Consider the following 26,926-nt stretch of genomic DNA (forward strand, 5'->3'; position numbering starts at 1 on the left):
TCTTTGGCATCACCGGGAGGGTTGCCTGAAAATCCCGGGATGAGGTTTTCTTAGAAGGACAGTGACGTTATGTTCGCAGCAATCATTATCGGTATTTTTATTATCAGCGTCATTTATGCGCATTCACGCGGTGTGGAAAAACAAAAACTTTCCCGTCAGCTCTTTGACCACTCGACGTTTATGGCGCCGATCAATATGTTCATGACTCGCTTCTCAACGTTACCGGCAAAGCAGCCGTACTTTGATACCACGGCATTTCCAGAGCTGCAGAAGCTGACGGAAAACTGGCAGGTGATTCGTGAAGAGGCGCTACGGCTTCAGCATCACATAAAAGCCGCGCAGGCCAATAACGACGCCGGATTCAACACCTTTTTCAAGCGCGGCTGGAAACGGTTTTACCTTAAATGGTATTCCGATGCCCACCCGTCGGCGGAAACGTTATGCCCGATAACGACAAAGCTGGTCAACAGCGTCCCCTCTATTAAAGCGGCGATGTTCGCCGAGTTGCCTCCCGGAGCCTATCTGGGAAAACATCGCGACCCCTATGCCGGTTCAGTACGTTACCATCTTGGATTAAGCACACCGAATGACGACCGCTGTTTTATTGAAGTTGATCGACAGCGCCATAGCTGGCGCGACGGCGAAGCCGTCATCTTCGACGAAACCTACGTTCATTGGGCGGAAAATAAAACTGAGCAGACGCGTATTATCCTCTTTTGCGATATTGAGCGCCCAATGAAATGGCGCTGGGCGCAGAGCGTAAACCACTGGGTCGGCGCATCGTTGATGTCCGCCGCCAGTTCGCCAAACGACGAGAACGATCGCACCGGTGCGATTAATCGCATCTTTAAATACGTTCACGCAGCACGCGATGCCGGGCAACGGCTGAAAAAGAAAAACCGCACTCTCTATTACGCGCTGAAATATCTCGTTATTGCCGCTATTTTTGCCGCGATAATCCTTTTCAGCCTCCTCTGAAGCCGGGCCGCGGTATGAAACTGCCTGCCGCGGCCTGTTCTATCCTGGCGTTAGTCTCAAAGCGTTCCCTGGCCTTGAATCTATCCATCCGGATAATTTCCACTTCAGGCAGAGCAGATTGCCGGATGGCGGCTCCGCCTTATCTGGCCTGCGCTCAGCGTTTCTCCCCATAATAAATGTCATGCGGCATTTTCTTTCGACACGTCAAAACTGACGATAGCCTGTTTTTCGTCAGGGTTTTGAGCAAAATTCGCCCGTAATATCAGGGAAAGCCCATACTAAAAAAGTGGCATAAAACATGCATACTGAGGGCGACAGCGCGTATGCGCGATTTGATTAACTGGAGCGAAACCGATGAAAAAAGTCGTCACGGTTTGCCCGTATTGCGCATCAGGTTGCAAAATCAATCTGGTGGTCGATAACGGCAAAATCGTCCGGGCTGAGGCGGCGCAGGGGAAAACCAACCAGGGTACCCTGTGTCTGAAGGGCTACTACGGCTGGGATTTTATTAATGATACCCAGATCCTGACCCCGCGCCTGAAAACCCCAATGATCCGTCGCCAGCGTGGCGGCAAACTGGAATCTGTTTCCTGGGATGAAGCGCTCAATTACGTCGCTGAACGTTTGAGCGCCATCAAAGCGAAGTACGGTCCGGATGCAATCCAGACAACCGGCTCCTCTCGCGGTACCGGAAATGAAACCAACTATGTAATGCAAAAATTCGCACGCGCCGTTATTGGTACCAATAACGTTGACTGCTGCGCTCGCGTCTGACACGGCCCATCGGTTGCAGGTCTGCACCAATCGGTCGGTAACGGCGCAATGAGTAATGCGATTAACGAAATTGATAACACTGATTTAGTGTTCGTCTTCGGGTATAACCCGGCGGATTCCCACCCTATCGTGGCGAATCATGTGATTAACGCTAAACGCAACGGGGCGAAAATTATCGTCTGCGATCCGCGCAAAATTGAAACCGCGCGCATTGCCGACATGCATATCGCGTTGAAAAACGGCTCGAATATCGCGCTGCTCAACGCCATGGGGCATGTCATTATTGAAGAAAACCTGTACGACAAAGCGTTTGTCGCCAGCCGTACCGAAGGTTTTGAAGAGTACAGTAAGATTGTCGAAGGCTATACGCCGGAGTCCGTCGAAGAGATCACTGGCGTGAGCGCACAGGAAATTCGTCAGGCGGCGCGGATGTATGCCAGCGCGAAAAGCGCAGCGATCTTGTGGGGTATGGGCGTCACCCAGTTCTATCAGGGTGTGGAAACCGTGCGTTCACTGACCAGCCTCGCGATGCTGACCGGCAACCTCGGCAAGCCAAGCGCGGGCGTTAACCCGGTTCGCGGCCAGAACAACGTTCAGGGCGCGTGCGATATGGGCGCGCTGCCGGATACTTATCCGGGCTACCAGTACGTTAAGTTCCCGGAAAACCGCGAGAAGTTCGCTAAAGCCTGGGGCGTAGAAAGTCTGCCTGCGCATACCGGCTATCGCATCAGCGAGCTGCCGCACCGTGCGGCGCATGGCGAAGTGCGCGCGGCGTACATTATGGGTGAAGATCCGCTGCAAACCGATGCGGAACTCTCTGCAGTACGTAAAGCGTTTGAGGATCTGGAACTGGTCATCGTGCAGGATATCTTCATGACCAAAACCGCGTCGGCGGCGGATGTGATTTTACCCTCCACCTCCTGGGGCGAGCATGAAGGCGTCTTCTCTGCGGCTGACCGTGGCTTCCAGCGCTTCTTTAAAGCCGTTGAACCGAAGTGGGACCTGAAAACCGACTGGCAGATTATCAGTGAAATCGCCACCCGGATGGGCTATCCGATGCACTACAACAATACCCAGGAAATCTGGGATGAGTTGCGTCATCTGTGCCCGGATTTCTACGGCGCCACTTACGAGAAGATGGGCGAACTGGGCTATATCCAGTGGCCATGCCGCGACACGTCGGATGCCGATCAGGGAACCTCGTACCTCTTTAAAGAGAAGTTCGATACCCCCAACGGTCTGGCGCAGTTCTTCACCTGCGACTGGGTAGCGCCTATCGATAAACTCACCGAAGAGTACCCGATGGTACTGTCGACGGTGCGCGAAGTCGGCCACTACTCCTGCCGCTCAATGACCGGTAACTGTGCGGCGCTGGCCGCGCTGGCCGATGAACCGGGCTATGCGCAAATCAATACCGCCGACGCCGCGCGTCTGGGCATTGAAGATGAAGCGCTGGTGTGGGTTCATTCGCGCAAAGGCAAAATCATCACCCGCGCGCAGGTCAGCGATCGCCCAAACAAAGGGGCGATTTACATGACCTACCAGTGGTGGATTGGCGCCTGTAACGAGCTGGTGACTGAAAACCTCAGCCCGATTACCAAAACGCCGGAGTACAAATACTGCGCCGTACGCGTTGAGCCGATCGCCGATCAGCGAGCCGCCGAGCAGTATGTGATTGATGAGTACAACAAGCTGAAAACCCGCCTGCGCGAAAGCGCAGTGGGTTGATCTGCCGGATGGCGGCATCAGAATGCTTTATTCGGCCTGCGTCTACTGTAGGCCTGATAAGATGCATTAGCATCGCCATCAGGCATTTTCCCTATAACAGCCTCCGTCCGGAGGCTGTTTTTTTATCCATACGATCTCTTTATACTGTCTTTTCCGTACCCTAAATAAAATTCAAAATGAAACTACTTCTTGCATTGATGTTGTTTATGACATTCTTTGCCCATGCCGCAGATCCTGAGCCGGGTAGCCAGTATTTGCAGGCAGCAGAGGCAGGTGACAAACGCGCACAATATTTTCTGGCCGACAGTTGGTTGAGCTATGGCGATTTGAACAAAGCTGAATACTGGGCGCAAAAAGCCGCCGACAGTGGCGACGCCGACGCCTGCGCGCTACTGGCGCAAATCAAAATCACTAATCCGGTAAGCCTGGATTATCCCGACGCGAAAAAGCTGGCTGAAAAGGCGGCTAACGCGGGCAGTAAAGCGGGAGAAATTACGCTGGCGCGGATCCTGGTCAACACCCAGGCCGGGCGCCCGGACTACCCAAAAGCCATCTCGCTGCTGCAAAAGGCCTCTGAAGATCTGGATAACGACTCCGCGGTGGATGCGCAAATGTTGCTTGGCCTGATTTACGCCAACGGCGTGGGCATTGCCGCCGATGATGAAAAAGCCGCCTGGTATTTCAAACGCAGTTCCGCCATTTCCCGTACCGGCTATTCAGAATACTGGGCGGGAATGATGTTTTTAAACGGTGAACCGGGCTTTATTGAAAAGAATAAGCAGAAGGCGTTGCACTGGTTGAATCTAAGCTGTCTGGAAGGGTTTGATACCGGTTGCGAAGAGTTCGAAACGCTAACAAATGGCTGATGTTTATTGTCGGATGAACGTAGTCGTTGTAGGCCTGATAAGCGTAGCGCCATCAGGCAACCCGGAGTAGGTTGCCGGGTGGCAGCGTGAACGCCTTATCCGGCCTACATTCTCTTTCGCTGTAGGCCGGATAAGCAAAGCGCCATCCGGCAATCCGTTATTGGGCGGTCTTATCAAATTTGCCCAGCACGTCGCGCTCGTAAGCCAGCGCTTTTTTGCGGTCAAACTTGTGTTCCCACTTGGCGATCACCAGCACCGCCAGCGCATTCCCCACCACATTTAGCGCAGTACGCGCCATGTCGAGGATACGGTCGACACCAGCGATAAACGCCAGCCCTTCCAGCGGAATGCCCACGCTGCCCAGCGTCGCCAGTAACACCACGAAGGAAACGCCAGGCACGCCGGCAATCCCTTTCGACGTCACCATCAGCGTCAGCACCAGTACAATTTCCTGCCACAGCGACAGGTCGATACCGTATAGCTGCGCGATAAAAATGGCGGCGATGCTCTGGTATAACGTGGAGCCGTCGAGGTTAAATGAGTAACCGGTCGGTACCACGAAACTGGTGATAGAGGCTGGTGCGCCGTAAGCTTCCATCTTCTCGATAATGCGCGGCAGCACGCTCTCGGAGCTGGCGGTCGAGTACGCCAGAATCAATTCATCTTTCAGAATGCGAATCAGAATCCAGATACTTAACCCGCACAGGCGCGCCACGATGCCCAGCACTACAAGCGCAAAGAAGATAATGGCAAAGTGTACCAGCAGCACCAGTTTCGCCAGCGGCCACAGCGACGCGAAACCAAAATTCGCCACCGTGACGGCGATCAGCGCAAAAACGCCCACTGGCGCATAGCGCATCACCATATGGGTGACTTTAAACATGGTTTCAGAGATGGAACGAAATACCGTCACCAGCGGTTCGCGGTGCGTTGCCGGCAGGGACGACAACCCCAGCCCAAACAGGACCGAGAAAAAGATAATTGGCAGCATATCCCCTTTGGCCATCGATGCGATGATATTGGTCGGCACCAGCGACAGTATCGTCCCCATCAGCCCATGCGCATGACTTTGTACTTCCGCCGTGGTGTTCTGGTATTTCGAAATATCGACGGTCGCCAGTTGCGACATATCAATGCCTGAGCCTGGCTGAAAGACATTCGCCAGCGTAATGCCGAGGATAATCGCCACCGTAGTGATCAGTTCAAAATAGAGAATGGTTTTGGCGCCGATACGGCCTAGCTGTTTTGCATCGCCAACGCCGGCGATGCCGACAATCAGAGTCGAGATCACGATCGGCACGACGATCATTTTAATCAGATGGATAAAGATATCGCCAGCAGGCGACAGCAGGTTGGCAATCAGCCATTCACGACTGTCACTGTGATAATGCAGATAGCTGCCCAACAGAATGCCCAGCACCATAGCCAGCAAAATTTGCCAGGCCAGGCTGACTTTCAAATTTTTCATAACAACAGACTTCCTCGATGAAGCGTTGCTCTCCGCCGAAAGCATGAGAGCAATACATACTGAAAGGGTATGATTTGTGTTGCGTTGGTTTGTAGAGTTTTTTAACGCGCATAATCAGTATCATTTGCATAGCGTCTTGCGCAACCCTTTCATAACAGGGCTTTTGGCTGTTTTTATGCATAATAACGCGAGTTTATGGCGTTAATGATGAATAACTATTTGTTATGGAAAGTTTTTTACTTCGTCAAAAACGAATAATACACTGAGGTAATTAATTTTTACTTGTGTCTCATTCGCCGTTTTTTTAAACAGCACACATGACAAAAGTCACAAAAAAGAAAAAATTATTTCTGCCGATTTTGTAACAATTTAGCCAAATTAATGGCCTCTACCAGCTGCGCGCGGTTCACTCGCGGCGAGTTGGCATCCAGTAAGGTTTGCCACAGCGACACGGCTTGCGCATAATCCGCCTGCATAAACGCATCCGCCGCCAGCAGCATCTGCGCGGTCACTTCTGTCGCATCCAGCGCTAACGCTTTATTAATCATTTCACGCGTCGCAGGCGTCATATGTTGCCCGGCCTGGTAATACAGCACCGTTGCCAGCGCGGCGAAAAGCTGCGCGTTATCGCCTCGCAGACGCAACGCCTGACGATATGCCAGCAGCGCATTGTCATACGCATTGCGATAGAGATAATACTCGCCCAGCCGCGCCCATTGCTCGCTATCCTGCGGATTGGCGCGGATTTTTTCTTGCAGCCTGGAAAGCTGCGCCTCTGGCGTTTGCGGGTTCGTAAAGTCACGTAGCGGATCGGCCTGACGCTGTTGCTCGCTACGCACAGCCTGCCATTTCGGCGTCAACAGATAGCCGCCGACACAGGCAGCCACCATCAACACCGCCGCAGCCGCCAGACGCTTTACGGGCATGGGACGTAACGGCGCAGTGGAGTGTTCAGACTGGCTCATTGTTCCCCCTTTTCTGCGTGCTGACGCTTTCTCACCCGCCAGGCCACCACACCCACCAGCAATAACAGCAGGTACGGCAGCGCCCACAACAGCAGCGTTTGCTCATTCAACGGCGGGTTGTAGCGCACGAAATCACCATAACGCTCGGTCATCCAGGCGGTGATTTCCGCTTCGCTTTTACCTTCGGCCACCATGCTGTAAACCTGATGGCGCATACTGACCGCCACGGGCGCATTGGATTCCAGCAAATTCTGGTTCTGACACTGCGGACAGCGCAGTTGACCGGCAATAGACAGCGCTTTTTCCTGCTGTTGCGGATTGTCAAAGCGCCAGGTATCCACCACCTGGGCGTGGGTGCTAAAAGGCAGAAAAATCAGAAAAGCCACAAGTAACATCGTCTTGCCGGATGGCGGCGTGAACGCCTTATCCGGCCTACCATGCTTTTCACTCGTAGGCCTGATAAGCGCAGCGCCATCAGGCAATAACTCAGGATGCTTCCTCCCCCGCCATCCGCTCAGCAGCGCGCCACACACCATCAACAATCCCCCTCCCCAGATCCAGCGCACGCCGGTCTGCACGTATAAGCGCATGGCGTAACGATCCGGTCCGGTTTTTTCGCCCATCACCGCGTACCAGTCATGTAGCAGGTTCCAGTGAATCCCCGGCTCCATCATCTGTTGACGACGCGCGGCATAGAAGCGCCTTTCAGGCTGCAGGCTGCCAATGCGTTTTTCATTCCGCCACAACGTGATCAGCGCTTTTTCACTGGTGTAGTTGCCTTTGGCCTCCAGATCCAGACGCTCGAAACGAAAGGTATAGCCCGCCAGTACTACCTGCTGACTGGGGCTGAGGTTAAGGCTGATTTCATGCCGACTACCGCTGGAAACCATGATCCCGGCGGCGAAGATAAATACGCCCGTATGCGCCAGCAATGCCGGAAGCTGACAACGCACAGAGACTTTGCGGCTTCTGATTGTCGCCAGCACGATAACTACCAGCATCAGCAGGCCAAACGGCAGCGTGACGCGATTAAAATAGGGCGCGCCCACCGAAAGCCTTCCCCAGCCCATCAAACCATAAATCATGGGGTAGAGCGTCCCGACCAGCACGATCAACAAGACGGCGCTAAAGAGCAGCAGCGTCGTCAGAATGAGCGTTTCGCACTTTCCGCCGCCCAAACGCGTCGTGGGATACGGCTCCCGAGCCCGCCAGCCGTACAGAGCAAGCGATGCCAGACTTAACGCGGCAAAAAGGGTAAACAGCGGCACCGCGCGCACGTTATCCAGCGCAAAGGCATGTACCGAAACAAGAATGCCGGAACGCACAATCAGCGTTCCCAGCAACGAGAGGATCAGCGTCAGTATCGCCAGCAGCAACGACCAGTGACGGAAGCTCCCGCGCTGGCGGCTGACATACAGACTGTGCAGCAACGCGCTGGCGGCAAGCCACGGCAACAACGAGGCATTTTCCACCGGGTCCCAGAACCACCAGCCGCCCCAGCCCAGTTCGCAATACGCCCACCACGATCCGAGAATGATCCCCAGCGTCAGAGCGCACCAACCGGGTAACGCCCAACGCCAGCACACCCAGGCGGTTGCCGCGTTAAAGCCGCCGCACAGTAGCGAAGCCAGCGCTACGCTCGCCGCGGTCATCAGGCCGCCATAACCCAGATAGAGCAGCGGCGGATGTAAGATCAGCCCCAGATGTTGCAGCATGGGATTAAGGTCGCGCCCTTCCATGGCGGGAGGGAAAATACGCAGGAACGGATCGGACCACAGCACAATAAATAGCAGCAGCGAAGCCATAATGAGGGACAAGATGCTCAGGGTCAGCGGAAAAAGCGCGTCAGATTCATGCAGGGAGCGCCAGGCGAATAGCGCCGTCCATCCCGAAAGAAGCAGCGCCCACAGCAGGAGCGAGCCTTCATGACCGCCCCATACCGCCGCCAGTTTCAGTCCCCATGACAACTGACTATGGCTATGCTGCGCAACATAAACGACCGAAAAATCGCTGGTCAGAAAACAGCTAACCAGAATCGCAAACGCCAGTAGCAGCAGCGTGAACGCCGTCCACGCGCCGCAGGTCGTCAGGCGCATGACGCCGCGCCAGTGCAGCCCCATCCCGCACCACGTCGCCAGCGGGGTCAGCACGTTGACCCCGAGACTCAACAACAGCGCCAGAAATCCGGCTTCAGGAAGGAAGATGTCCAGATTATGCAACCGTTAGCTGTCCCGCATAAAGAATGAAAAAGCGCAGCAGCAGCACGCCGGTCAAACTGGCGCCGCAAACGGCCAGCACGCCGTGAAACGTGACGCTACGATTTGCCCAGGGTTTCAGCAGCAGCGGGATAATCAATCCCAGCCCTACGACGCCGAGCCAGAACCACCAGCTCCAGAATCCGCCGCCCAGCGCCGCCGCCAGCGCGCGCATTTTGCCGTCATCGCCCAGCGCCAGCCCGATAAAAAAGGCCGCCAGCAGGAAGATCTCCAGCCATACCACCGGGGTTTCCATGCGATGTACAAAGCGCGCCTCAGTGCTGTGCGGGTTGCTACGATGGCGTAACGCCATAACGATCAGCGCCACCGCCGCACCGGAGGAAATTCCAGAGAACAGGAATAGTACCGGCAGGATCGGGTTATTCAGGAACGGATAGGATTTCAGCGCCGACAGCAGAAAGCCGGTGTACGCCCCGAGCAGGACCGCCAGCACCAGCATTAACGTCTCCAGCGCGCGATGAAACGGCGTTATTAGCGCCAACACTTTCTGCACGATCTCTAACCGCGGCAGCCAACGCTGTTGCAGGGCAATCACCTCTTTTTCAAAGATTTTCGCCAGCCACAGCACCAGCACTACCATGTACAACTGGAACAGCATCACCCCCATCGACATCACCGAGGTAAAGCTGTAGTGGAACATCAGCTTCCAGAAGGTCCACGGGCGCGTCAGGTGAAAGACCAGAATCAGCAGACCGAAGATAATCGCCCCCGGCCCTAACACCAGCGTAGTGCGCAGCAGCGTGCTGTCCGAACCGCCCGCCTCCGGATGGAAGCGGCGCAGCAGAATCGCCAACGTAACCAGTCCGGCGGAGATGCCAATCAGAAACAGATAGATGGCGATGGGCCAGTCCCACACCAGTGATGCAAAATGAAATGCAGAAGCGGATGTCATTGGCTCACCTCCCCATAGTTAAAGGGAACGCGGTAGACCTTCGGTTTTGTGCCCAGCGCCAGCTTGTAACGATAGGTGGTTTTTTGCCGCAACAAACGGGAGATATCGCTGTTGGGATCGTCCAGATTACCAAACGTCAGCGCCTTCGTCGGGCATGACTCAACGCAGGCGGGCTGTTTGCTCGCTTTCAGGTTGGTTTTCCGGCAGAAATCGCATTTATCCGCTGTCTTACTGACCGGATGGATAAAGCGCACGCGGTAGGGACACGCGGCAATGCAGTACTGGCAGCCGACGCAAAGGTCCGGATTCACGTCGACAATACCGCTGGCGGCATCGCGGAATGATGCCCCCGTCGGGCAGACGTCAACGCAGGGGGCATGGTCGCAATGCTGGCACGAGTGGCGGAAGAAGCGATATTTCACATCAGGAAACGTCCCCTGCGGCTCGCTGCGAATAATCGTCAGGCGCGATACGCCTTCCGGCACGTTGTTGACTTCCCGACAGGCATCCATGCAGGCCGTGCAGCCGATGCATAATGACTCATCGTGTACTATGCCATAACGCACGCCATTAATATTCAACGTGTTCGCTACAACGCGTCCTGCCATCCCACTGACCACCGCCAGCGCGCCGACGCGGGTAATAAATTGACGTCGGGTGCAACTCATGGCTGCTCCTTAAGCAACGGAACGGACGCCGGGTTAAAGTGCGGGTTAGTACGCTGATCGCTGTGGCAATCCACGCATATTTTGATCCGCCCTTTCTCGCTTAGCGTCTGCATCGTGTCTTGCTGCGGATGCAGGGAATGGCAACTGGCGCAGGTCACTTTAGTAACATGAACATCGTGCGGCCAGAACGCTTTTTGCAGTTGTTCAGGCAAGTGGCAGGACATACAGACGCTGTTCTGCTGCTCTACCGTATACATCGGGTCGTTAAAACGCATCACATCTTTCACCCCTTCACGGTGGTGAAGCGACGGTTGACCGTGGCAGTTGGTACAGGTTATCGGCAATTTATTGTTCGGGTTGATAGCGCCCGTATGTTTACCGTGCATACCTTCGGTGTCCGGTTTGTGACAGTCCAGACAGGCAGCATCCGGATTACGCTGCTGGGTGACCGTCCAGCGTTGATCCGACTCCTGCGGCGTTGGCGTGGCAGTAACTCCACTCAGGCTCCAGAACAGGCCTGACGCCAGCACCCCAGCAGTTAATAACGAACGTAATACGCTCATATTCACTCCATTACATAATGCCTGATGGCGCGCAGCTTTAAGGCCTACAAGACTTCTGTAGGCCGGATAAAGCGCTTGCGCTGTCATCCGGCAAATTTGTCACATGTGAGGTTATTGGCTTAACAGACCGTTTTTACGCGCCTGATCTTCCCACTGCGGTACGACCGTTTTCAGGAAGTCCTGCTTCTCCGCGTTGATTTGTTGCATATTCAAACCAATCGCTTTCTGCGCCTTCTCTTTCGTCGAAATATCCGGCAGCGGAATTTCATGGGTAATGCCTTTGGTCGCCAGCAGTCGCGCCAGTTTAGTTCGGGCATCCGCGGCTTTATCCATCGCACTGCCTAACATCCGTAGACCTTCTTCCGGGGCATGCATATGAATACCGTGTGACGCAATCGCCAGATCCCAACGCCACTGCGCGTGGCGAATATCGTTCAGAATCGGTTTCATTTCCGCGTCTGTCGCCCCCGCATCCCATGCGGCTTTCGCTTCGAAGTGCGCATGTACCAGCTGATCTTCAACCTTGATTTTCAGGTCATGAATCGCCTGTTTACGCTCGGCGACCACTTTTTGCAGGGACGCTTTGTCCTGGGTGTGGCAGTTGGCGCAGGTTTGCGCGAAATTGTCGAACGGGTTGCCGATTTTATGGTCGGTGTAGAGCTTGCCTTCGGCGTTCTGTACTTTCGGCATGTGGCAGTCGATACAGGTCACGTTGTTCTTACCGTGAATGCCCGCGCTCCAGGTTTCATATTCCGGGTGCTGCGCTTTGAGCATCGGGGTTTTCGACAGAGAGTTAGTCCAGTCAGAGAAGGCGATAGTGTCGTAGTATTGCTCCATATTTTCGACCTTCATGCCTTCGTCCCACGGGAACTTAACGGCTTTGTTTTTACCGTCAAAGTAGTACTCCACGTGGCACTGGCCGCAGACCATCGATTGCTGATCAAAGCGACCCGCTTTATCAAACGGTTTGCCGATAGCCTCCATCGCCCGTTCAGCATAGGGGCGCGACAACGTTAACGCGGGCTTCCCTTGGGCGAAATCGTCCGACGCGGTGTTATGACAGTCGGCACAGCCCAAATCGTTGACAATTTCCGGGCCGCCGCGCGCCCATTTGCCATGGAAGTAGCCGTCTTCGCCTTCTTGTTGGATAAGGCGCGCGACATCGGGGCTTTTACAACTCCAGCAGGCCATCGGCAGCGGGCCGTCTTCCGCCGTTTTTGGCGCGCCGGTACGCAGCGTTTCGCGCACGTCAGTTACCGCATACGCGTGGCCGCGTGGTTTGTTGTAGTCACGGGAGAAGGGATAGCCCGCCCACAGGATCACCAGACGAGGGTCTTCCGCCAGCGCATCTTCACGGGCAGACTGTTCTGACGTCGCTTTCCATGACTGATATTGGTCGGGGTGTTGAGGCGCGAACATTTCATTTTTCGCTTCAACAGTAACGGTTTTTGCGGATTCAGGCGTTTGCTCAGCGTAAACAGAGGTAATGAAGAAAAAAGGAAATATAAGGCTGAAGAAACGGCGTGCGCGTAGTGTTTTCCTTGCCATAGAGGTCTCATCCAGATTGCGCCATTATCTTTAATGGCGATTTTTTATCGTTTTCCATAACAGCAACCGCACAAATACTGTTATTACATTGATCTCCTCTATGTGTAACAAATAACCACACTTAAAATGTTGTCTTTAATCAATTGTAAGTGTATGTAAAATACCACTTTAGAGTTAGTAACCTGGACAAAACTCCCTCTCTTTTCTGATTTCCGGACACGGATCACTTTTTTAAAAAATTTCATATAACGTCATGTTATCCCGAAAATTTATCTAATTTTGCGGGACACAATCAAAAAATAGATTGCTGCTTATTTGCACAGTTCCCTTTTTGCGTGATCTGTCGCCCAAATACTAAACAAAACTTATTAAGACCCTACATTTAACGTTTATGCGACATATTATTAACATCCTACAAGGAGAACAACAGCATGAGCCAAACACATAAACACGCCATTCCCGCCAACATTGCGGATCGTTGCCTGATAAATCCAGAGCAGTATGAGACTAAATATAAACAGTCTATTAACGACCCCGATACGTTTTGGGGCGAACAGGGAAAAATTCTCGATTGGATCACGCCGTACCAAAAAGTGAAAAACACCTCCTTTGCGCCAGGCAATGTGTCGATTAAATGGTACGAGGACGGCACGCTGAATCTGGCGGCGAACTGTCTTGACCGCCATTTGCAGGAAAATGGCGATCGCACCGCCATTATCTGGGAAGGCGATGACGCGTCGCAGAGTAAACATATCTCTTATCGCGAACTGCATCGCGATGTCTGCCGTTTCGCGAATACGCTGCTGGATCTGGGCATTAAAAAAGGCGATGTGGTAGCGATTTATATGCCGATGGTGCCGGAAGCGGCGGTGGCAATGTTGGCCTGCGCCCGCATCGGCGCGGTGCATTCGGTGATCTTCGGGGGCTTCTCGCCGGAAGCCGTCGCCGGACGCATTATCGACTCCAGCTCGCGGCTGGTGATCACCGCTGACGAAGGTGTACGTGCCGGACGCAGTATCCCGCTGAAAAAGAATGTCGATGACGCGCTGAAAAACCCGAATGTCACTAGCGTTGAGCATGTGATCGTCCTGAAGCGCACCGGCAGCGACATTGACTGGCAAGAAGGCCGCGACCTGTGGTGGCGCGATTTGATTGAAAAAGCCAGCCCTGAGCACCAGCCTGAAGCGATGAATGCCGAAGATCCGCTGTTTATCCTTTATACCTCCGGCTCCACCGGCAAGCCGAAAGGCGTGCTGCACACCACCGGCGGCTATCTGGTCTACGCCGCGACCACCTTTAAGTATGTCTTTGATTATCACCCTGGCGATATTTACTGGTGTACCGCCGATGTGGGTTGGGTGACGGGGCACAGCTATCTGTTGTATGGCCCGCTGGCCTGCGGCGCGACCACCTTAATGTTTGAAGGCGTGCCGAATTGGCCAACGCCCGCTCGCATGTGCCAGGTGGTCGACAAACACCAGGTCAACATTCTCTATACCGCCCCGACGGCCATCCGCGCGCTGATGGCGGAAGGCGATAAAGCCATTGAAGGCACCGACCGTTCTTCACTACGCATTCTGGGTTCCGTCGGCGAGCCGATCAATCCCGAAGCGTGGGAATGGTACTGGAAGAAGATCGGCAAGGAAAAATGTCCGGTCGTCGACACCTGGTGGCAGACTGAAACAGGCGGTTTTATGATCACGCCGCTACCAGGCGCTATCGAACTGAAAGCCGGTTCCGCCACCCGTCCTTTCTTTGGCGTACAGCCTGCGCTGGTGGATAACGAAGGCCATCCGCAAGAAGGCGCGACGGAAGGCAATCTGGTCATCACCGATTCCTGGCCGGGCCAGGCGCGCACTCTGTTCGGCGATCATGAACGTTTTGAGCAGACCTATTTCTCTACCTTTAAGAATATGTATTTCAGCGGCGACGGCGCGCGTCGCGATGAGGACGGCTATTACTGGATCACCGGTCGCGTGGATGACGTATTAAACGTCTCCGGCCACCGTCTGGGTACGGCGGAAATCGAATCGGCGCTGGTGGCGCATCCGAAGATCGCCGAAGCGGCGGTGGTGGGTATTCCACACGCTATCAAAGGCCAGGCGATTTACGCTTATGTGACGCTCAACCACGGCGAGGAGCCGTCGCCAGAACTGTACGCGGAGGTGCGCAACTGGGTACGTAAAGAGATTGGCCCACTGGCGACGCCGGACGTGCTGCACTGGACCGACTCACTGCCAAAAACCCGTTCCGGCAAAATTATGCGCCGCATTTTGCGCAAAATCGCGGCGGGCGATACCAGCAATCTGGGCGATACCTCGACTCTCGCCGATCCTGGCGTGGTGGAGAAACTGCTCGAAGAGAAGCAGGCCATCGCGATGCCGTCATAACCATAAATGCCGGATGGCAACGCGAAAGCGTTTTATCCGGCCTACGACCCTACCCCTGCCCTCTCTCAAACCGGGAGAGGGAAATATAAAAAAACCTCCCTCAAAGGATTTCGTGTTACAGGAAGGCGGCAAGCGAGCACACCCTCAGCAGCATAGTTCAAGTTCACTATGTGGCCGGGGCGCGCGAGTGCGGCCAACGCGCCTGTAGCGCGAAAGACGCAGGGGGACCTCTGGAGAGCTCTGTGATGAATGACCAAATTTATCAGCGGATAGAAGACAGTGCGCGTTTCAGGGAATTAGTTGAAAAACGGCAACGGTTTGCCACGATTCTGTCGGTTATCATGCTGGCGGTTTATATCAGCTTTATTTTACTGATCGCCTTCGCGCCTGGCTGGCTGGGCACGCCTCTACATGCGGGAACCAGCGTCACCCGAGGAATTCCCATTGGCGTCGGGGTGATTGTGATTTCTTTTGTGTTAACCGGAATTTATATCTGGCGGGCGAACGGCGAATTCGATCGTCTTAATAACGCCGTACTGCATGAGGTGAAAGCATTATGAAGAGAGTTCTGACGGCGCTTGCCGCCGCACTCCCCTTCGCCGCTCATGCGGCGGATGCCATTAGCGGCGCGGTTGAACGCCAGCCCACCAACTGGCAGGCGATTATCATGTTTTTGATTTTCGTCGTGTTTACGCTCGGTATTACCTACTGGGCCTCTAAACGCGTACGTTCCCGTAGCGACTACTACACGGCTGGCGGCAATATCACCGGGTTCCAGAACGGCCTGGCGATTGCCGGCGACTATATGTCCGCCGCGTCATTTCTCGGCATTTCCGCGCTGGTGTTTACCTCCGGTTATGACGGGCTGATCTATTCGCTGGGCTTCCTTGTCGGCTGGCCAATCATCCTGTTTTTGATTGCCGAGCGCCTGCGTAATCTGGGACGTTATACTTTTGCTGACGTTGCCTCTTATCGCCTGAAACAGGGGCCAATCCGTATTCTTTCGGCCTGTGGCTCCCTGGTAGTAGTGGCGCTTTATCTCATCGCCCAAATGGTCGGCGCCGGTAAACTGATTGAACTGCTGTTCGGCCTCAACTATCACATCGCCGTAGTGCTGGTCGGCGTGCTGATGATGATGTACGTGCTGTTCGGCGGGATGCTGGCGACAACGTGGGTGCAAATTATCAAAGCCGTCCTGTTGCTGTTTGGCGCCAGTTTTATGGCCTTTATGGTGATGAAACACGTCGGCTTTAGCTTCAATAATCTGTTTACCGAAGCCATGGCGGTACACCCGAAAGGCACGGCGATTATGAGCCCAGGAGGGTTGGTGCAAGATCCGATTTCGGCGTTGTCGTTGGGTCTGGGACTGATGTTCGGCACCGCCGGCTTGCCGCATATTCTGATGCGTTTCTTTACGGTCAGCGATGCCCGCGAAGCGCGCAAGAGCGTGTTCTATGCCACCGGTTTTATGGGCTATTTCTACATTCTGACCTTTATTATCGGCTTCGGCGCTATCATGCTGGTGGGGGCGAATCCCGCCTATAAAGATGCCGCGGGCGCGCTGATTGGCGGCAATAACATGGCGGCGGTACATCTGGCCAACGCGGTAGGCGGTAACCTGTTCCTCGGCTTTATTTCGGCAGTGGCGTTTGCCACCATTCTGGCAGTGGTCGCCGGTCTGACGCTGGCGGGCGCATCGGCGGTGTCGCATGATTTGTACGCTAACGTGTTCCGCAAAGGCGCAACCGAACGTGAAGAGCTGAAGGTGTCGAAAATCACCGTCCTGGTGCTGGGCGTGATCGCCATTATCCTCGGCGTCCTGTTTGAAAATCAAAACATCGCCTTTATGGTGGGCCTGGCGTTTGCTATCGCCGCGAGCTGCAACTTCCCCATCATTCTGCTTTCCATGTACTGGTCAAAACTGACCACGCGCGGCGCTATGCTGGGCGGCTGGTTAGGTTTACTGACAGCGGTGGTGCTGATGATTCTTGGCCCTACCATTTGGGTGCAGATCCTCGGCCACGAAAAAGCAATCTTCCCGTATGAGTATCCGGCGCTGTTCTCTATCAGCGTGGCGTTCCTGGGGATCTGGTTCTTCTCGGCCACCGATAACTCGGCAGAAGGCAACCGTGAACGTGAGCAGTTCCGCGCTCAGTTTATTCGCTCCCAAACGGGATTCGGCGTACAACAAGGGCGGGCGCATTAATCTTACCGTTTCCTCCGGCCCTGTGGGTCGGAGGAAAATCAGAACATCACCCTCGCCACCAGCGGAGCAGCCAACACCATCACCACGCCGGACAGCATCATTACCAGACTGGCGACGACGCCCTCCTGCTGACCAAGTTCATAGGAACGCGCCGTGCCCGCCCCATGTGACGCCGCGCCGAATCCTGCCCCTTTTGCCATGCCTTCCCGGATAGAGAGACGCAAAAATAGCGCGTCGCCGACCGCCATGCCAAACACGCCAGTGACGACCACGAACAGCGCCACCAGATCCGGCTGCCCGCCCAGGGGTTCTGCCGCCGCCAGCGCAAACGGCGTAGTAACGGAACGTACCGCCAGACTACGCTGAATCTCATCCGATAACGTGAACAGACGCGCCAGCCAAACGGAACTGGTGACTGCCACCACCGTCGCCGTCACTACGCCCGCGGTGAGCGACATCCAGTGACGTTTGATAATAGCGAGGTTATCGTACACCGGCACCGCAAAGGCAATGGTCGCCGGGCCGAGCAGCCACAATAGCCAGTGCGATTCACCAATGTAGTTTTGCCAGGAGATATGACCGAACACCAGCATTAACACCAGCAGTGCCGGCGTCAACACTAATGGCATCAACGGCAGTTTGCGAAAACGGCGATACAGACGCTTATTGGCGAAGTAAATCCCCAGTGTAATCACCAGACACAGTACGCTTAACTGAACGTTATTCACGGTTTAGCCTGCTCATCTCATAGCGATACACTTTATCCACCACCCACGCCGTCGCGCCGAGTACCATTAAGGTACTTATCGCTATCACCGAGAAGATGCGCCAGCCGTCCACCAGTAACAGATGGGCATAGTTCACTACCGCCACCACGGCGGGAACAAAGAATAACAGCATCTCCGCCAGCAGCCAGCGTGCGCCTGCGCGTACCCAGCTAAGCGGAATAATCCGGCAAACGATCAGCGCCAACATAAGCACCATGCCGACCAGATTCGCGGGCAACGGCAGGTGCAGCCAGGAGACAAGATATTGGGAAAAAATGAATAAACCTGCATAGAGCAGTACCTGAACCGGTACCTGGAGTCGTTGCACAACGGCAGGCGTAACGCGGCTTATCGCCACAGCCATGAGGGAATGTCCTGAAAAATAATACGGAGCGCCAGTATAGAGAACCTCCGTCACGGGCAGAAATGAATTAAAATCATTGCAGGCATAGTCGGAAGGAATAATCATGGATATCAGAACGCTGCGTTATTTTGTCGAGGTGGTGCGCCAGCAAAGTTTCACCCGCGCAGCGGAGAAGTTATTTGTCACCCAGCCCACCATTAGCAAGATGCTGAAAAATCTTGAAGATGAGCTTAACTGTACGCTACTGATCCGCGACGGACGTAAGTTATTGCTGACCGATACCGGACGCGTGGTGTTTGAACGCGGTCTGGCGATCCTCGCTGAGTTTCGCCAGTTAGAGGCTGAGTTGAGCGATATTAACCATCTCAATAAGGGCGTGCTGCGGCTGGGTATTCCCCCGATGGTCGGCATGTTGATGGCCGGGCCAATCAGTTTGTTTCGACAACGCTACCCTGGCGTTGAACTCAAAATTTCGGAGTTTGGCGGCCTGACGGTACAGCAGGCGGTAATGAATGGCGAGCTGGATGTTGCGATGACCGCGCTCCCGGTGGAAGAAGCGAGCGGGCTGACGACGTTATCGCTGTTCAGTCATCCGCTGTGCGTGCTGGTTCCCCGTTCCGGTCAGTGGACAACCTGCGACTCCATCGCGCCTGAAGCTCTGGCGGAGCATCCTCTTCTTATCTATAACGAAGACTTTGCCCTGAGCCGCCAGTTGATGACCTTATTTAGCCAGCATGACGTAAAACCACGGATTGCCGTGCGCAGCGGGCAATGGGATTTTCTCGCCGCCATGGTGCAAGCGGGCGTCGGCATCGCCATTTTGCCGGAGCCAATTTGTCAGCGTCTGGATAAGGCCACGCTGCGCTGGCTACCGCTGGAAAGCGATCTCCGCTGGCAGTTGGGCATGATTTGGCGAGAGGGCGTGTATCTGTCGCACAGCGCCCGGGCATGGTTAACCTGTTGCGAAGGGTTTTGGCTGAAACAACCGTAAGCCATGGGTTAAAACCCTTGCCGGATGGCGGCGCAAGCACCTTATCCGGCCTACTTGTAGGCCCGGTAAGCATGGCGCCACCGGGCCACAAGGACTACTGATTTTCTATCAGTAGCGCTTCCATCAAATCCAGGTCGTGCAGCAGCTTTTGCAATGTTTCATTGCTGATTTCTCGTGTGGCGCGCAGATGATACAACTCGGCGCGTTCGGAACGCAGCGCGGCAAGACGGAAACGTCGCTCCAGGTTTTCTTCCTGTATGGAGCTTTCGACATCGTTTCGCCCATCGGCACGGCGACGCAAGTTACCAATGACACGCGAGCTTACTTCAGTAAGCAACTGATTATCGATGTTTTCTTCGGTATCCGCCGCCAGACGCTCTTCCATTTTCTGAATGGCGACAATCGCCACTTCCGCCGTCGCCGCGCGGGCGATACGCTCCTCTTTCAACTGTTGCGCATGATCGGCGACTTCCAGATGTTGCAACAGCAGCGGCAGCATGATCACGCCGACAAACAACGAGAACAGAATGACGCCAGCCGCCAGGAATACCAGTTCATAACGCGCCGGAAATCCGCTGCCATCCGGCAAAAGTAACGGTATAGAGAGCACACCAGCCAGGGTGATCGCCCCACGAACGCCAGCGAAGGAGGCAATCAGAATTTCACGCGACGTCCAGCTGGCGAACTCCATCGGTTTCTTCTTCAAAAAGCGCAGGCTGAACTTTTTCATGGTCCACAGCCAGCCGAAGCGAACCAGCATCAATGCCGCATAAATCAGCACGATATCGGTAAAGAGCATCCAGGTTTCGACATTCGGGTCAGCTTCCGCCGCCGCCAGCGAAGATTCCAGAATACCCGGCAATTGCAGTCCCAACAGCAGAAAGACCATACCGTTAAAGACAAATTCCAGCATCGCCCAGGTACTGTTCGCGCGCAAACGCATTGCCAGCGGCGCGCGGCGCATTACGCCAGAACGGGTGATGGTCATCCCGGCGGCAACCGCGGCCAGGATGCCTGAGACACCAATATGTTCGGCAATCAGGTAAGACGCGAAGGGCAGCAGAAACAGCAGGACAATTTGCGTCGCGGGTTCATCGCCGCCCCAGCGGCTCAAAAAACGCAGCGAGCGGCCATACAGCCAACTGACCACAAAACCCGCCAGAATACCGCCGATAGCGACCTTAAAAAATTCCAGCGTCGCGCCGCCGACGGTAAAGACCATCGTCCCCATCGCCACCGCGACGGCGAATTTCAGCGATACCAGACCGGAGGCGTCGTTCATTAACGCCTCTCCCTGCAGAATGCCCATGATTTTTTTCGGGATGCGCCCCTCGCCCACAATTCCGGAGAGCGCTACCGCATCGGTCGGCGACAGCACGGCGGCCAGCGCAAAGGCGGGGATCAGCGGAATGCCGGGCACCAGCCAATAAATCAGGAAGCCGATTCCCACAACCGTTACCAGGACCAGCGCCAGCGCCAGCCCGAAAATCTCTCGTCCATGCTCAAGAAATTCACGGGTCGGCGTCTTCCAGCCATCCGCAAACAGCAGCGGCGGAATAAACAGCACCAGGAAGAGTTCCGGGTCAAATTCCACATGCAAACCAAACGTCGGCCACGCCAACAGCGCGCCAACGGCGATCTGCATAAGGGGTAAAGGAAGCTGGAAGGGTAATACACGCGTAAATACCCCCGACAGCGAGACCACAAGGGTCATGATGAGTATTGTGAAGAAAATTTCCATGCGTTCCCTGTTTGCGATGTTTTTTATGATGGAGAAAGGCATCATGCCTCGGTTTCACCTTCTTCAGATTAACGCAAAAGGTAACGTGATGTGTCCTGAAAATGAAAACGGGCGACCAACGCCGCCCGTTTTTCAGAATGAAGGCAGAACTAGATAGCCCAGCCGCCAGCATAAAAAGCGACCAGCGCGACCGCAATGACGACAGTTCCGATATTCAGCTTACGCCATTCGCCGGAAACCAGACGCCCGACGACCAGCGTGGCAAAGCCGATCATAATCCCGGTGACAATGTTACAGGTCAGTACAATAAATACGGCCGTTACCAGCCCCGCCATCGCATCGACGAAATCAGCAAAATCGATTTTCGCCACGTTACTCAGCATCAGCAGACCGACATACATGAGCGCCGGGGCGGTTGCGTAGACGGGAACGAGATAAGAGAGCGGCGAAAGAAACAGGATCAGCAAAAACAGCACGCCCACGGTAATCGCCGTCAGGCCCGTTTTACCACCCGCCGCCGTACCGGCCGCAGACTCGATATACACCGCGGCTGGCGCCGCCCCGACCAGGCCGGAGAAAACGCTACTCAGGGAGTCGGTGGTTAGCGCTTTACCGCCATCGATAATTTGTCCGTCTTTGTCCAGCAGATTAGCCTGCCCTGCGACCGCACGGATCGTTCCGGTCGCATCAAACACCGCCGTCATCACCAGCGCCAGTACGCTTGGCAGAACGACAGGGTTTAACGCGCCCATAATATCCAGGCTGCCGATCAGTGAGTTGCCGTTTTCATCGCTCAACGAAGGCATGGCGAAAATGCCGGAAAAATGGACGTTAGGATCGAAGAGCAAACCCACAATAGAAATGCCAATAATGGTCAACAGAATGCCGCCGGGGACTTTCAGCTTTTCCAGACCGAGAATAACAGCCAGCCCTACAAGCGACATAATCACCGGGAAGGTGTCGAAATCGCCCAGCGCGACCGGCAGGCCATCCAGCGGGTTTTTAATGACCAGGCCGACGCCGTTGGCGGCAATCAGCAACAAAAACAGGCCAATACCGATACCGGTTCCGTGGGCCACGCCCTGTGGCAAGTTACGCAAAATCCAGCTACGAATGCCAGTGGCGGAGATAACGGTAAACAGTACGCCCATCAGGAATACGGCGCCAAGCGCGACCGGGACGCTAATATGCTGCCCCAGGACCAGGCTAAACGCGGTAAACGCCGTCAACGAGATAGCGCAACCGATAGCCAGCGGCAGATTCGCCCAAAGCCCCATAACGATAGAGCCGACGCCTGCGACCAGGCAGGTCGCTACAAAGACGGCGGCAGGCGGGAACCCGGCTTTACCCAGCATCCCTGGCACCACGATGACGGAGTAAACCATCGCGAGAAACGTGGTTAAGCCAGCAACGACTTCCTGGCGAACGGTGCTCCCGCGTTGTGAAATTTTAAACCAGGCGTCGAGTGAACCGCCGGTACGCGCTGAAGGCGTAGACATAGAAAACATCCCCTGAGAATTTATTATTCGTCGGTATACGTGGGAGGTAATCCACTAACAGCGCAACGTTATCTCCTTGTGCTACATTTACGACAACCGGGGCGCCGCAAAAAAAGCAAACGTTTAGCTCCACGTATACAAAACGGGTGGCAAAAAAAAGCAAACGATTATCCAGCGATCATCAACGCTTTTTCAACTGAACTTTACCGCTTTTTATGCTTTTCTGCTTAGTATGCTCAATAAATAGCCAGACGATGCGCAAACGTTATCGTCCCTGCGCAATCCAGCAACAATTTTTCGCATCGCTGTTAGCAAATACGTTGCGCAATCTGCTCACAAAAACGCCATTATCCGCCAGGAATGGTAAACGGACCGCCCTGCTGAATCGCTCGCTGCCAGGCTGGACGCATTTCTACCCGCGCTTTCCATGCGTTGATATGGTCGAGATGAGCGATCCCGCCTCGGGCAAGCAGCGCAAATAGCGGGAAACTCATCTGGATATCCGCCATACTTAACTGCTCTCCGGCAAACCAGGGGTGATTTGCCAGATGCCCGTCAATAAAGCGCGCATGGGTTTCCAGTTGCGGATTGAGGTACGCTTTTTGCGCGCCCTTACCGATAACGCCGCCCAACGTTCGCAGGCCCAATGGTACCGGCGGTTTACCCAGAGAGGTAAAGAGCAGTCTCATCAATAGCAAGGGCATGAGCGAACCTTCAGCGTAATGTAGCCAGAATCGATAGTGTTGTTTCCCCTGCGCATCCGCAGGTTTAAAGCGTCCGATACTGTCGTAAGTGTCCTGCAAATATTCCAGGATGGCGCCCGATTCCGCAATAACCATACCGTGATCTTCGATAACCGGAGACTTGCCCAGCGGATGCACTTTTTTCAATGTCGGCGGCGCCAGCATGGTCTTTTCACGCTGGTAACGCACAATCTGGTAAGGCAACGCCAGCTCTTCCAGCGCCCAGAGGATGCGCTGCGAACGAGACTGATTTAAATGGTGCACCGTCAGCATGGCTGTCTCCTGTAAGGTATGCCAACTAACTATAGAAAATTATGGCAGTTGCCGTAAAAATTTCGGCTAAAAAATGAGCATTTCGCTGGCGAACAGGGCGTCGTCGCTTACACTTACAGTATCAACACAAACCGGAACCTCCACCACGTGCTCGATATGAGGGGTGTTGACGTCGGGGGAAACCCTCCTGTAATCAGCGGGATAGAGCGAAAGACAAAGACCGGAAACAAACTAAAGCGCCCTTAGCGGCGCTTTAGTTTTAGGTGGACTCAGCCCGATGGCCGAGTGCATGTTAATCATCTTCAAGCAGCCGGGCACCCGTCCCGTGTTCGCCAAGCCTGTCGCCTGGATTTCGCAGCGGACAGTCGCTACGCGATAAACAGCCGCAGCCGATACAACCGTCCAGCTCATCGCGCAACGCCACCAGCGTATGAATACGTCGGTCTAACTCTTCGCACCACTGCGATGAGAGCTGCTTCCACTCTTTCGCGCTTAACGTATGCCCTTCCGGCAAGATACCAAACGCGTCGCCGATAGTTGCCAGCGGGATGCCGATACGCTGGGCGATCTTGATAATCGCGACATAACGCAACACGTCACGCTTGTATCGCCGTTGGTTACCGCTATTACGGATACTGGTAATTAGCCCTTTGCTTTCATAGAAGTGCAGGGCGGACACAGCAACACCGCTACGTTTCGCAACTTCCCCCGGCGTCAGTAAGGCTTTTAAACGGGGAGATTTTTTTTCCATAAATCGCTTTACCTCAAGTTAACTTGAGGAATTATACTCGCCCGCAGACAAAACGACGAATCGAATACTGTTTAAGAGGCAACAATATGTCGCATCAGCAGATAATTCAGACCCTTATCGAATGGATTGATGAACATATCGACCAACCGCTAAACATTGATGTGGTGGCAAAAAAATCGGGCTACTCCAAGTGGTATTTGCAGCGGATGTTTCGTACGGTAACGCATCAAACATTAGGCGAGTATATTCGCCAGCGCCGTCTCCTGTTGGCGGCTGTTGAGCTACGAACGACCGAGCGCCCGATTTTTGATATCGCGATGGACCTGGGCTATGTATCGCAGCAAACCTTCTCGCGTGTATTCCGCCGCGAGTTCGATCGCACTCCCAGCGATTACCGTCACCGCCTGTAGGGCGTCTGCCCGCGTATCGTCAGAGGCGCGGGCGTTTGTTGTAACCAGGCGATGAATTCCTGTGGTGGCAACGCCTTCGCAAAGTGCCATCCCTGACAATACTGAACGCCGCGTTTTAGCAACCAGCTAACCTGTTCAGCCGTTTCAACCCCCTCCGCAATGATTTTTAGCCGCAAACTTTGCGCCATTTCAATAATATGTTCCACAATCAAATGGCTGGCGCTATTAGTGGTTAGCGTGTCGACAAAAGATTTATCAATTTTTAAAAGGTCGACATTTAATGAGTACAGGTTATGCAAGTTCGAATAGCCGGTACCAAAGTCATCAATTGCCACCTCGTATCCCGCCTGGCGAAACGCCTGAATAATCGGCGTCATTTTAGGCACATCAATAAATCCGCGCTCGGTCACTTCAACCTTTATCTGTTGCGCAAGCACTGAATGCTGACGCGTTTTTTCATGAATCATCACAATTAGCCGGGAAGAGAGAAAATCGGCGGCAGAGAGATTGATAGAGACATAAAGATGCGGGTGCGCGGCCAGAAAACCACCTAAATCATTAAATACCTCTTCGACGACATAATCGGTGATCTGCTCAATCATCCCCTCTTTTTCCGCTAGCGGAATAAATTCGCACGGGCTCATCACCGGACCGTGATAGCCCGGCCAACGCAATAGCGCTTCGGCACCTACACATGTCCCGTTTCGGATATCAATGATCGGCTGATAATGAAGGCAAAGCTGGTGCCTGGTAATGGCCCGTTGCAGCAATCGACGCGGTGAGTAATATGCCTGCCGGGATCGTGACCACATAAATAAGACGATAATGCTACAGATGATCCCTAACGGTAGCGTTAACGTAAGCTGATGAAAGAGGTTCTGGTAAAAGCGTTGCTTTGAGGTTGACACAATCGCGGCAACCGGTCGTTTTGCTGATTTAACCAGAGTATAAAAACGCTCACCCTGTTGGAACACAGGTTCACTCCGTCGTACCAAAGGTAATAGCTGATCAGCCTGCGCCTGTTCACTCAGGGAGAAAAAGGTGTTGGTCACCGTATCATACATTCCCCAGGCCAACGCCGGATCGTCTGACATCACCTCGCTATAAGATAAGGGATTGATAACCGCGACATAGTTTCCCCTCTGCATATATGTCATTTTATAACCGTTGAAAAAAGGCGTATCACGATAGTAATAAATAGCGATGTCAGGCTTTCGTTTATAGTCAGCGCGGGGAATAAAATAAGGACTTGTTGGCGTCATAACCGTAGAGCATAGAAAACGCTGGCCCTTAGCATAAATCAACTCATTAATGTACAAACGACTGCGGATAATATTCAGCATTCGCTGTTGATGGGCTGGCGTACAGGCTTGCCCCTGATATTGTTCAGCGGCATCGCGGGCTAAATCTGCTTGCAGGATAACCCGCTCCGTTTTATCTAATACCAACTGCGCAAATGAATGTAACTGATTTCTGGTTTCAGAGACTGCCCGGATATGAGCAAACCAGATCGCCAGCAATACAGGAAGTAACACCACAATGATCGTTCCGAGAAATCTCAACACCTTGCGTCGTGTGCTTTGACTCATTTTCAGCCTATTTCCCTGCATTATTTGTGACTATTATTGGCAAAATAAGACGTGAACCAAACGGAGGTTTACGGTGCATGAATTTATCAATATTAGCAACAGACTTTTACCGATCAACATTTACCATTAATAACTACGCGCAATCTCTTTCGCATACCAGGCAGGACGCTAAATATTTTTGATAATATCAGATTTATACTCAAGTAAACGATGGGGTATACATCTTTACTCCTTTCTTTTGATAAATAACTTGATATTTTTATCAGGTCTGAATTTCACGAAAAAAAATAAAAGAGTAGTAATAATACATCTTTGCTTTCCGGCAGTTTCTCTACGGACGCGTAGAAGTCACACAAAAAATACGGTTATAAAACGCACAAAAAATACATTGCCGATCTGGCGAACAAGCTTGTTTTTGTGATATAGTTCACAAAAACAATGAAATAGAAACAATGTTTCATTCGATGTTGATGTGA

At 53.8% G+C, this 26,926-nt stretch carries 22 protein-coding genes; 8 read left to right on the forward strand and 14 right to left on the reverse strand.

Going from position 1 to position 26,926, the window contains the following annotated elements; all coding sequences use genetic code 11:
- Nucleotides 1-69: 69 nt before the first annotated feature.
- The 3 genes from lpxO to yjcO all read left to right on the forward strand — a co-directional run bounded on the left by lpxO (nucleotide 70) and on the right by yjcO (nucleotide 4,346).
- Entirely contained in the window at nucleotides 70-978 is a 909-nt protein-coding gene (gene lpxO / locus ABVN44_RS08330) for a lipid A hydroxylase LpxO (RefSeq protein WP_000457033.1), read from the forward strand.
- Nucleotides 979-1,332: 354 nt separating this feature from the next.
- Nucleotides 1,333-3,480 (forward strand): formate dehydrogenase subunit alpha, encoded by a 2,148-nt coding sequence (gene fdhF / locus ABVN44_RS08335; RefSeq protein WP_077248396.1) that lies wholly within the window; start codon nucleotides 1,333-1,335, stop codon nucleotides 3,478-3,480.
- A 176-nt stretch (nucleotides 3,481-3,656) separates the two neighbouring features.
- Nucleotides 3,657-4,346 carry a Sel1 family TPR-like repeat protein YjcO gene (yjcO, locus tag ABVN44_RS08340; RefSeq protein WP_000771448.1) on the forward strand — a complete coding sequence of 230 codons (690 nt, stop codon included), beginning with the start codon at nucleotides 3,657-3,659 and terminating at the stop codon, nucleotides 4,344-4,346.
- A gap of 157 nt (nucleotides 4,347-4,503) precedes the next feature.
- Here yjcO and gltP read toward each other — a convergent pair whose 3' ends face one another.
- From gltP to nrfA, 7 genes are all read right to left on the reverse strand, one after another.
- Nucleotides 4,504-5,814 carry a glutamate/aspartate:proton symporter GltP gene (gene gltP / locus ABVN44_RS08345; protein ID WP_000793278.1) on the reverse strand — a complete coding sequence of 437 codons (1,311 nt, stop codon included), beginning with the start codon at nucleotides 5,812-5,814 and terminating at the stop codon, nucleotides 4,504-4,506.
- A 344-nt stretch (nucleotides 5,815-6,158) separates the two neighbouring features.
- Complete coding sequence (gene nrfG, locus ABVN44_RS08350) at nucleotides 6,159-6,779, reverse strand: heme lyase NrfEFG subunit NrfG (protein WP_393954257.1); 621 nt, start codon at nucleotides 6,777-6,779, stop codon at nucleotides 6,159-6,161.
- Entirely contained in the window at nucleotides 6,776-8,998 is a 2,223-nt protein-coding gene (gene nrfEF / locus ABVN44_RS08355) for a heme lyase NrfEFG subunit NrfEF (protein WP_023231871.1), read from the reverse strand. The genes nrfG and nrfEF overlap by 4 nt, the downstream gene beginning before the upstream one ends.
- Complete coding sequence (nrfD, locus tag ABVN44_RS08360) at nucleotides 8,991-9,947, reverse strand: cytochrome c nitrite reductase subunit NrfD (protein ID WP_023231872.1); 957 nt, start codon at nucleotides 9,945-9,947, stop codon at nucleotides 8,991-8,993. The genes nrfEF and nrfD overlap by 8 nt, the downstream gene beginning before the upstream one ends.
- A complete protein-coding gene (nrfC, locus tag ABVN44_RS08365) occupies nucleotides 9,944-10,615 on the reverse strand; it encodes a cytochrome c nitrite reductase Fe-S protein (RefSeq protein WP_023231873.1) in 672 nt (223 codons plus the stop codon). Before nrfC ends, nrfD begins: the two co-directional genes overlap by 4 nt.
- Entirely contained in the window at nucleotides 10,612-11,178 is a 567-nt protein-coding gene (gene nrfB / locus ABVN44_RS08370; RefSeq protein WP_023231874.1) for a cytochrome c nitrite reductase pentaheme subunit, read from the reverse strand. The genes nrfC and nrfB overlap by 4 nt, the downstream gene beginning before the upstream one ends.
- Nucleotides 11,179-11,289: 111 nt before the next feature.
- Nucleotides 11,290-12,726 carry an ammonia-forming nitrite reductase cytochrome c552 subunit gene (gene nrfA / locus ABVN44_RS08375; protein WP_000101771.1) on the reverse strand — a complete coding sequence of 479 codons (1,437 nt, stop codon included), beginning with the start codon at nucleotides 12,724-12,726 and terminating at the stop codon, nucleotides 11,290-11,292.
- 431 nt (nucleotides 12,727-13,157) lie between these two features.
- Here nrfA and acs point away from each other — a divergent pair, with 431 nt between their 5' ends.
- The 3 genes from acs to actP all read left to right on the forward strand — a co-directional run bounded on the left by acs (nucleotide 13,158) and on the right by actP (nucleotide 17,322).
- On the forward strand, nucleotides 13,158-15,116 hold the full coding sequence (gene acs, locus ABVN44_RS08380) for an acetate--CoA ligase (protein WP_000083877.1): 1,959 nt from the start codon (nucleotides 13,158-13,160) through the stop codon (nucleotides 15,114-15,116).
- Between the two features lie 245 nt (nucleotides 15,117-15,361).
- Nucleotides 15,362-15,676 carry a DUF485 domain-containing protein gene (locus ABVN44_RS08385; RefSeq protein WP_000999620.1) on the forward strand — a complete coding sequence of 105 codons (315 nt, stop codon included), beginning with the start codon at nucleotides 15,362-15,364 and terminating at the stop codon, nucleotides 15,674-15,676.
- Complete coding sequence (actP, locus tag ABVN44_RS08390; protein ID WP_000832536.1) at nucleotides 15,673-17,322, forward strand: cation/acetate symporter ActP; 1,650 nt, start codon at nucleotides 15,673-15,675, stop codon at nucleotides 17,320-17,322. The genes ABVN44_RS08385 and actP overlap by 4 nt, the downstream gene beginning before the upstream one ends.
- A 38-nt stretch (nucleotides 17,323-17,360) precedes the next feature.
- On the opposite strand, the gene ABVN44_RS08395 is transcribed toward actP, so the two are convergent.
- Together ABVN44_RS08395 and ABVN44_RS08400 are read right to left on the reverse strand one after the other, a co-directional pair.
- On the reverse strand, nucleotides 17,361-18,050 hold the full coding sequence (locus ABVN44_RS08395) for an LrgB family protein (RefSeq protein ID WP_001067096.1): 690 nt from the start codon (nucleotides 18,048-18,050) through the stop codon (nucleotides 17,361-17,363).
- Nucleotides 18,043-18,453: a CidA/LrgA family protein gene (locus ABVN44_RS08400; protein WP_000257347.1), complete on the reverse strand. Its 411-nt coding sequence runs from the start codon at nucleotides 18,451-18,453 to the stop codon at nucleotides 18,043-18,045. The genes ABVN44_RS08395 and ABVN44_RS08400 overlap by 8 nt, the downstream gene beginning before the upstream one ends.
- 103 nt (nucleotides 18,454-18,556) lie before the next feature.
- On the opposite strand from ABVN44_RS08400, the gene ABVN44_RS08405 reads away from it, so the two are divergent.
- The gene (locus tag ABVN44_RS08405) at nucleotides 18,557-19,444 is read left to right on the forward strand and encodes a LysR family transcriptional regulator (RefSeq protein WP_000354962.1); all 888 of its coding nucleotides are present in this window, start codon (nucleotides 18,557-18,559) and stop codon (nucleotides 19,442-19,444) included.
- Nucleotides 19,445-19,538: 94 nt separating this feature from the next.
- Here the strand turns inward: ABVN44_RS08405 and ABVN44_RS08410 are convergent, their stop codons facing one another.
- The 4 genes from ABVN44_RS08410 to soxR form a co-directional block, all read right to left on the reverse strand.
- Nucleotides 19,539-21,185, reverse strand: a complete 1,647-nt coding sequence (locus tag ABVN44_RS08410) for a Na+/H+ antiporter (protein ID WP_001536604.1) — start codon at nucleotides 21,183-21,185, stop codon at nucleotides 19,539-19,541.
- A 149-nt stretch (nucleotides 21,186-21,334) separates the two neighbouring features.
- Nucleotides 21,335-22,684 (reverse strand): guanine/hypoxanthine transporter GhxP, encoded by a 1,350-nt coding sequence (gene ghxP / locus ABVN44_RS08415; protein ID WP_000106907.1) that lies wholly within the window; start codon nucleotides 22,682-22,684, stop codon nucleotides 21,335-21,337.
- Between the two features lie 347 nt (nucleotides 22,685-23,031).
- The gene (locus ABVN44_RS08420; protein ID WP_001651253.1) at nucleotides 23,032-23,700 is read right to left on the reverse strand and encodes a glutathione S-transferase family protein; all 669 of its coding nucleotides are present in this window, start codon (nucleotides 23,698-23,700) and stop codon (nucleotides 23,032-23,034) included.
- Nucleotides 23,701-23,992: 292 nt separating this feature from the next.
- Nucleotides 23,993-24,451 carry a redox-sensitive transcriptional activator SoxR gene (gene soxR, locus ABVN44_RS08425; protein ID WP_129339487.1) on the reverse strand — a complete coding sequence of 153 codons (459 nt, stop codon included), beginning with the start codon at nucleotides 24,449-24,451 and terminating at the stop codon, nucleotides 23,993-23,995.
- 86 nt (nucleotides 24,452-24,537) lie between these two features.
- On the opposite strand from soxR, the gene soxS reads away from it, so the two are divergent.
- Entirely contained in the window at nucleotides 24,538-24,861 is a 324-nt protein-coding gene (gene soxS / locus ABVN44_RS08430; protein WP_000019483.1) for a superoxide response transcriptional regulator SoxS, read from the forward strand.
- Here the strand turns inward: soxS and ABVN44_RS08435 are convergent.
- Nucleotides 24,849-26,450 (reverse strand): EAL domain-containing protein, encoded by a 1,602-nt coding sequence (locus tag ABVN44_RS08435; protein WP_023231875.1) that lies wholly within the window; start codon nucleotides 26,448-26,450, stop codon nucleotides 24,849-24,851. The two genes, soxS and ABVN44_RS08435, sit on opposite strands and share 13 nt — an antisense overlap.
- Between the last annotated feature and the right edge of the window lie 476 nt (nucleotides 26,451-26,926).

Source organism: Salmonella sp. SJTUF15570, assembly GCF_043357055.1.
Lineage (GTDB): Bacteria > Pseudomonadota > Gammaproteobacteria > Enterobacterales > Enterobacteriaceae > Salmonella > Salmonella enterica.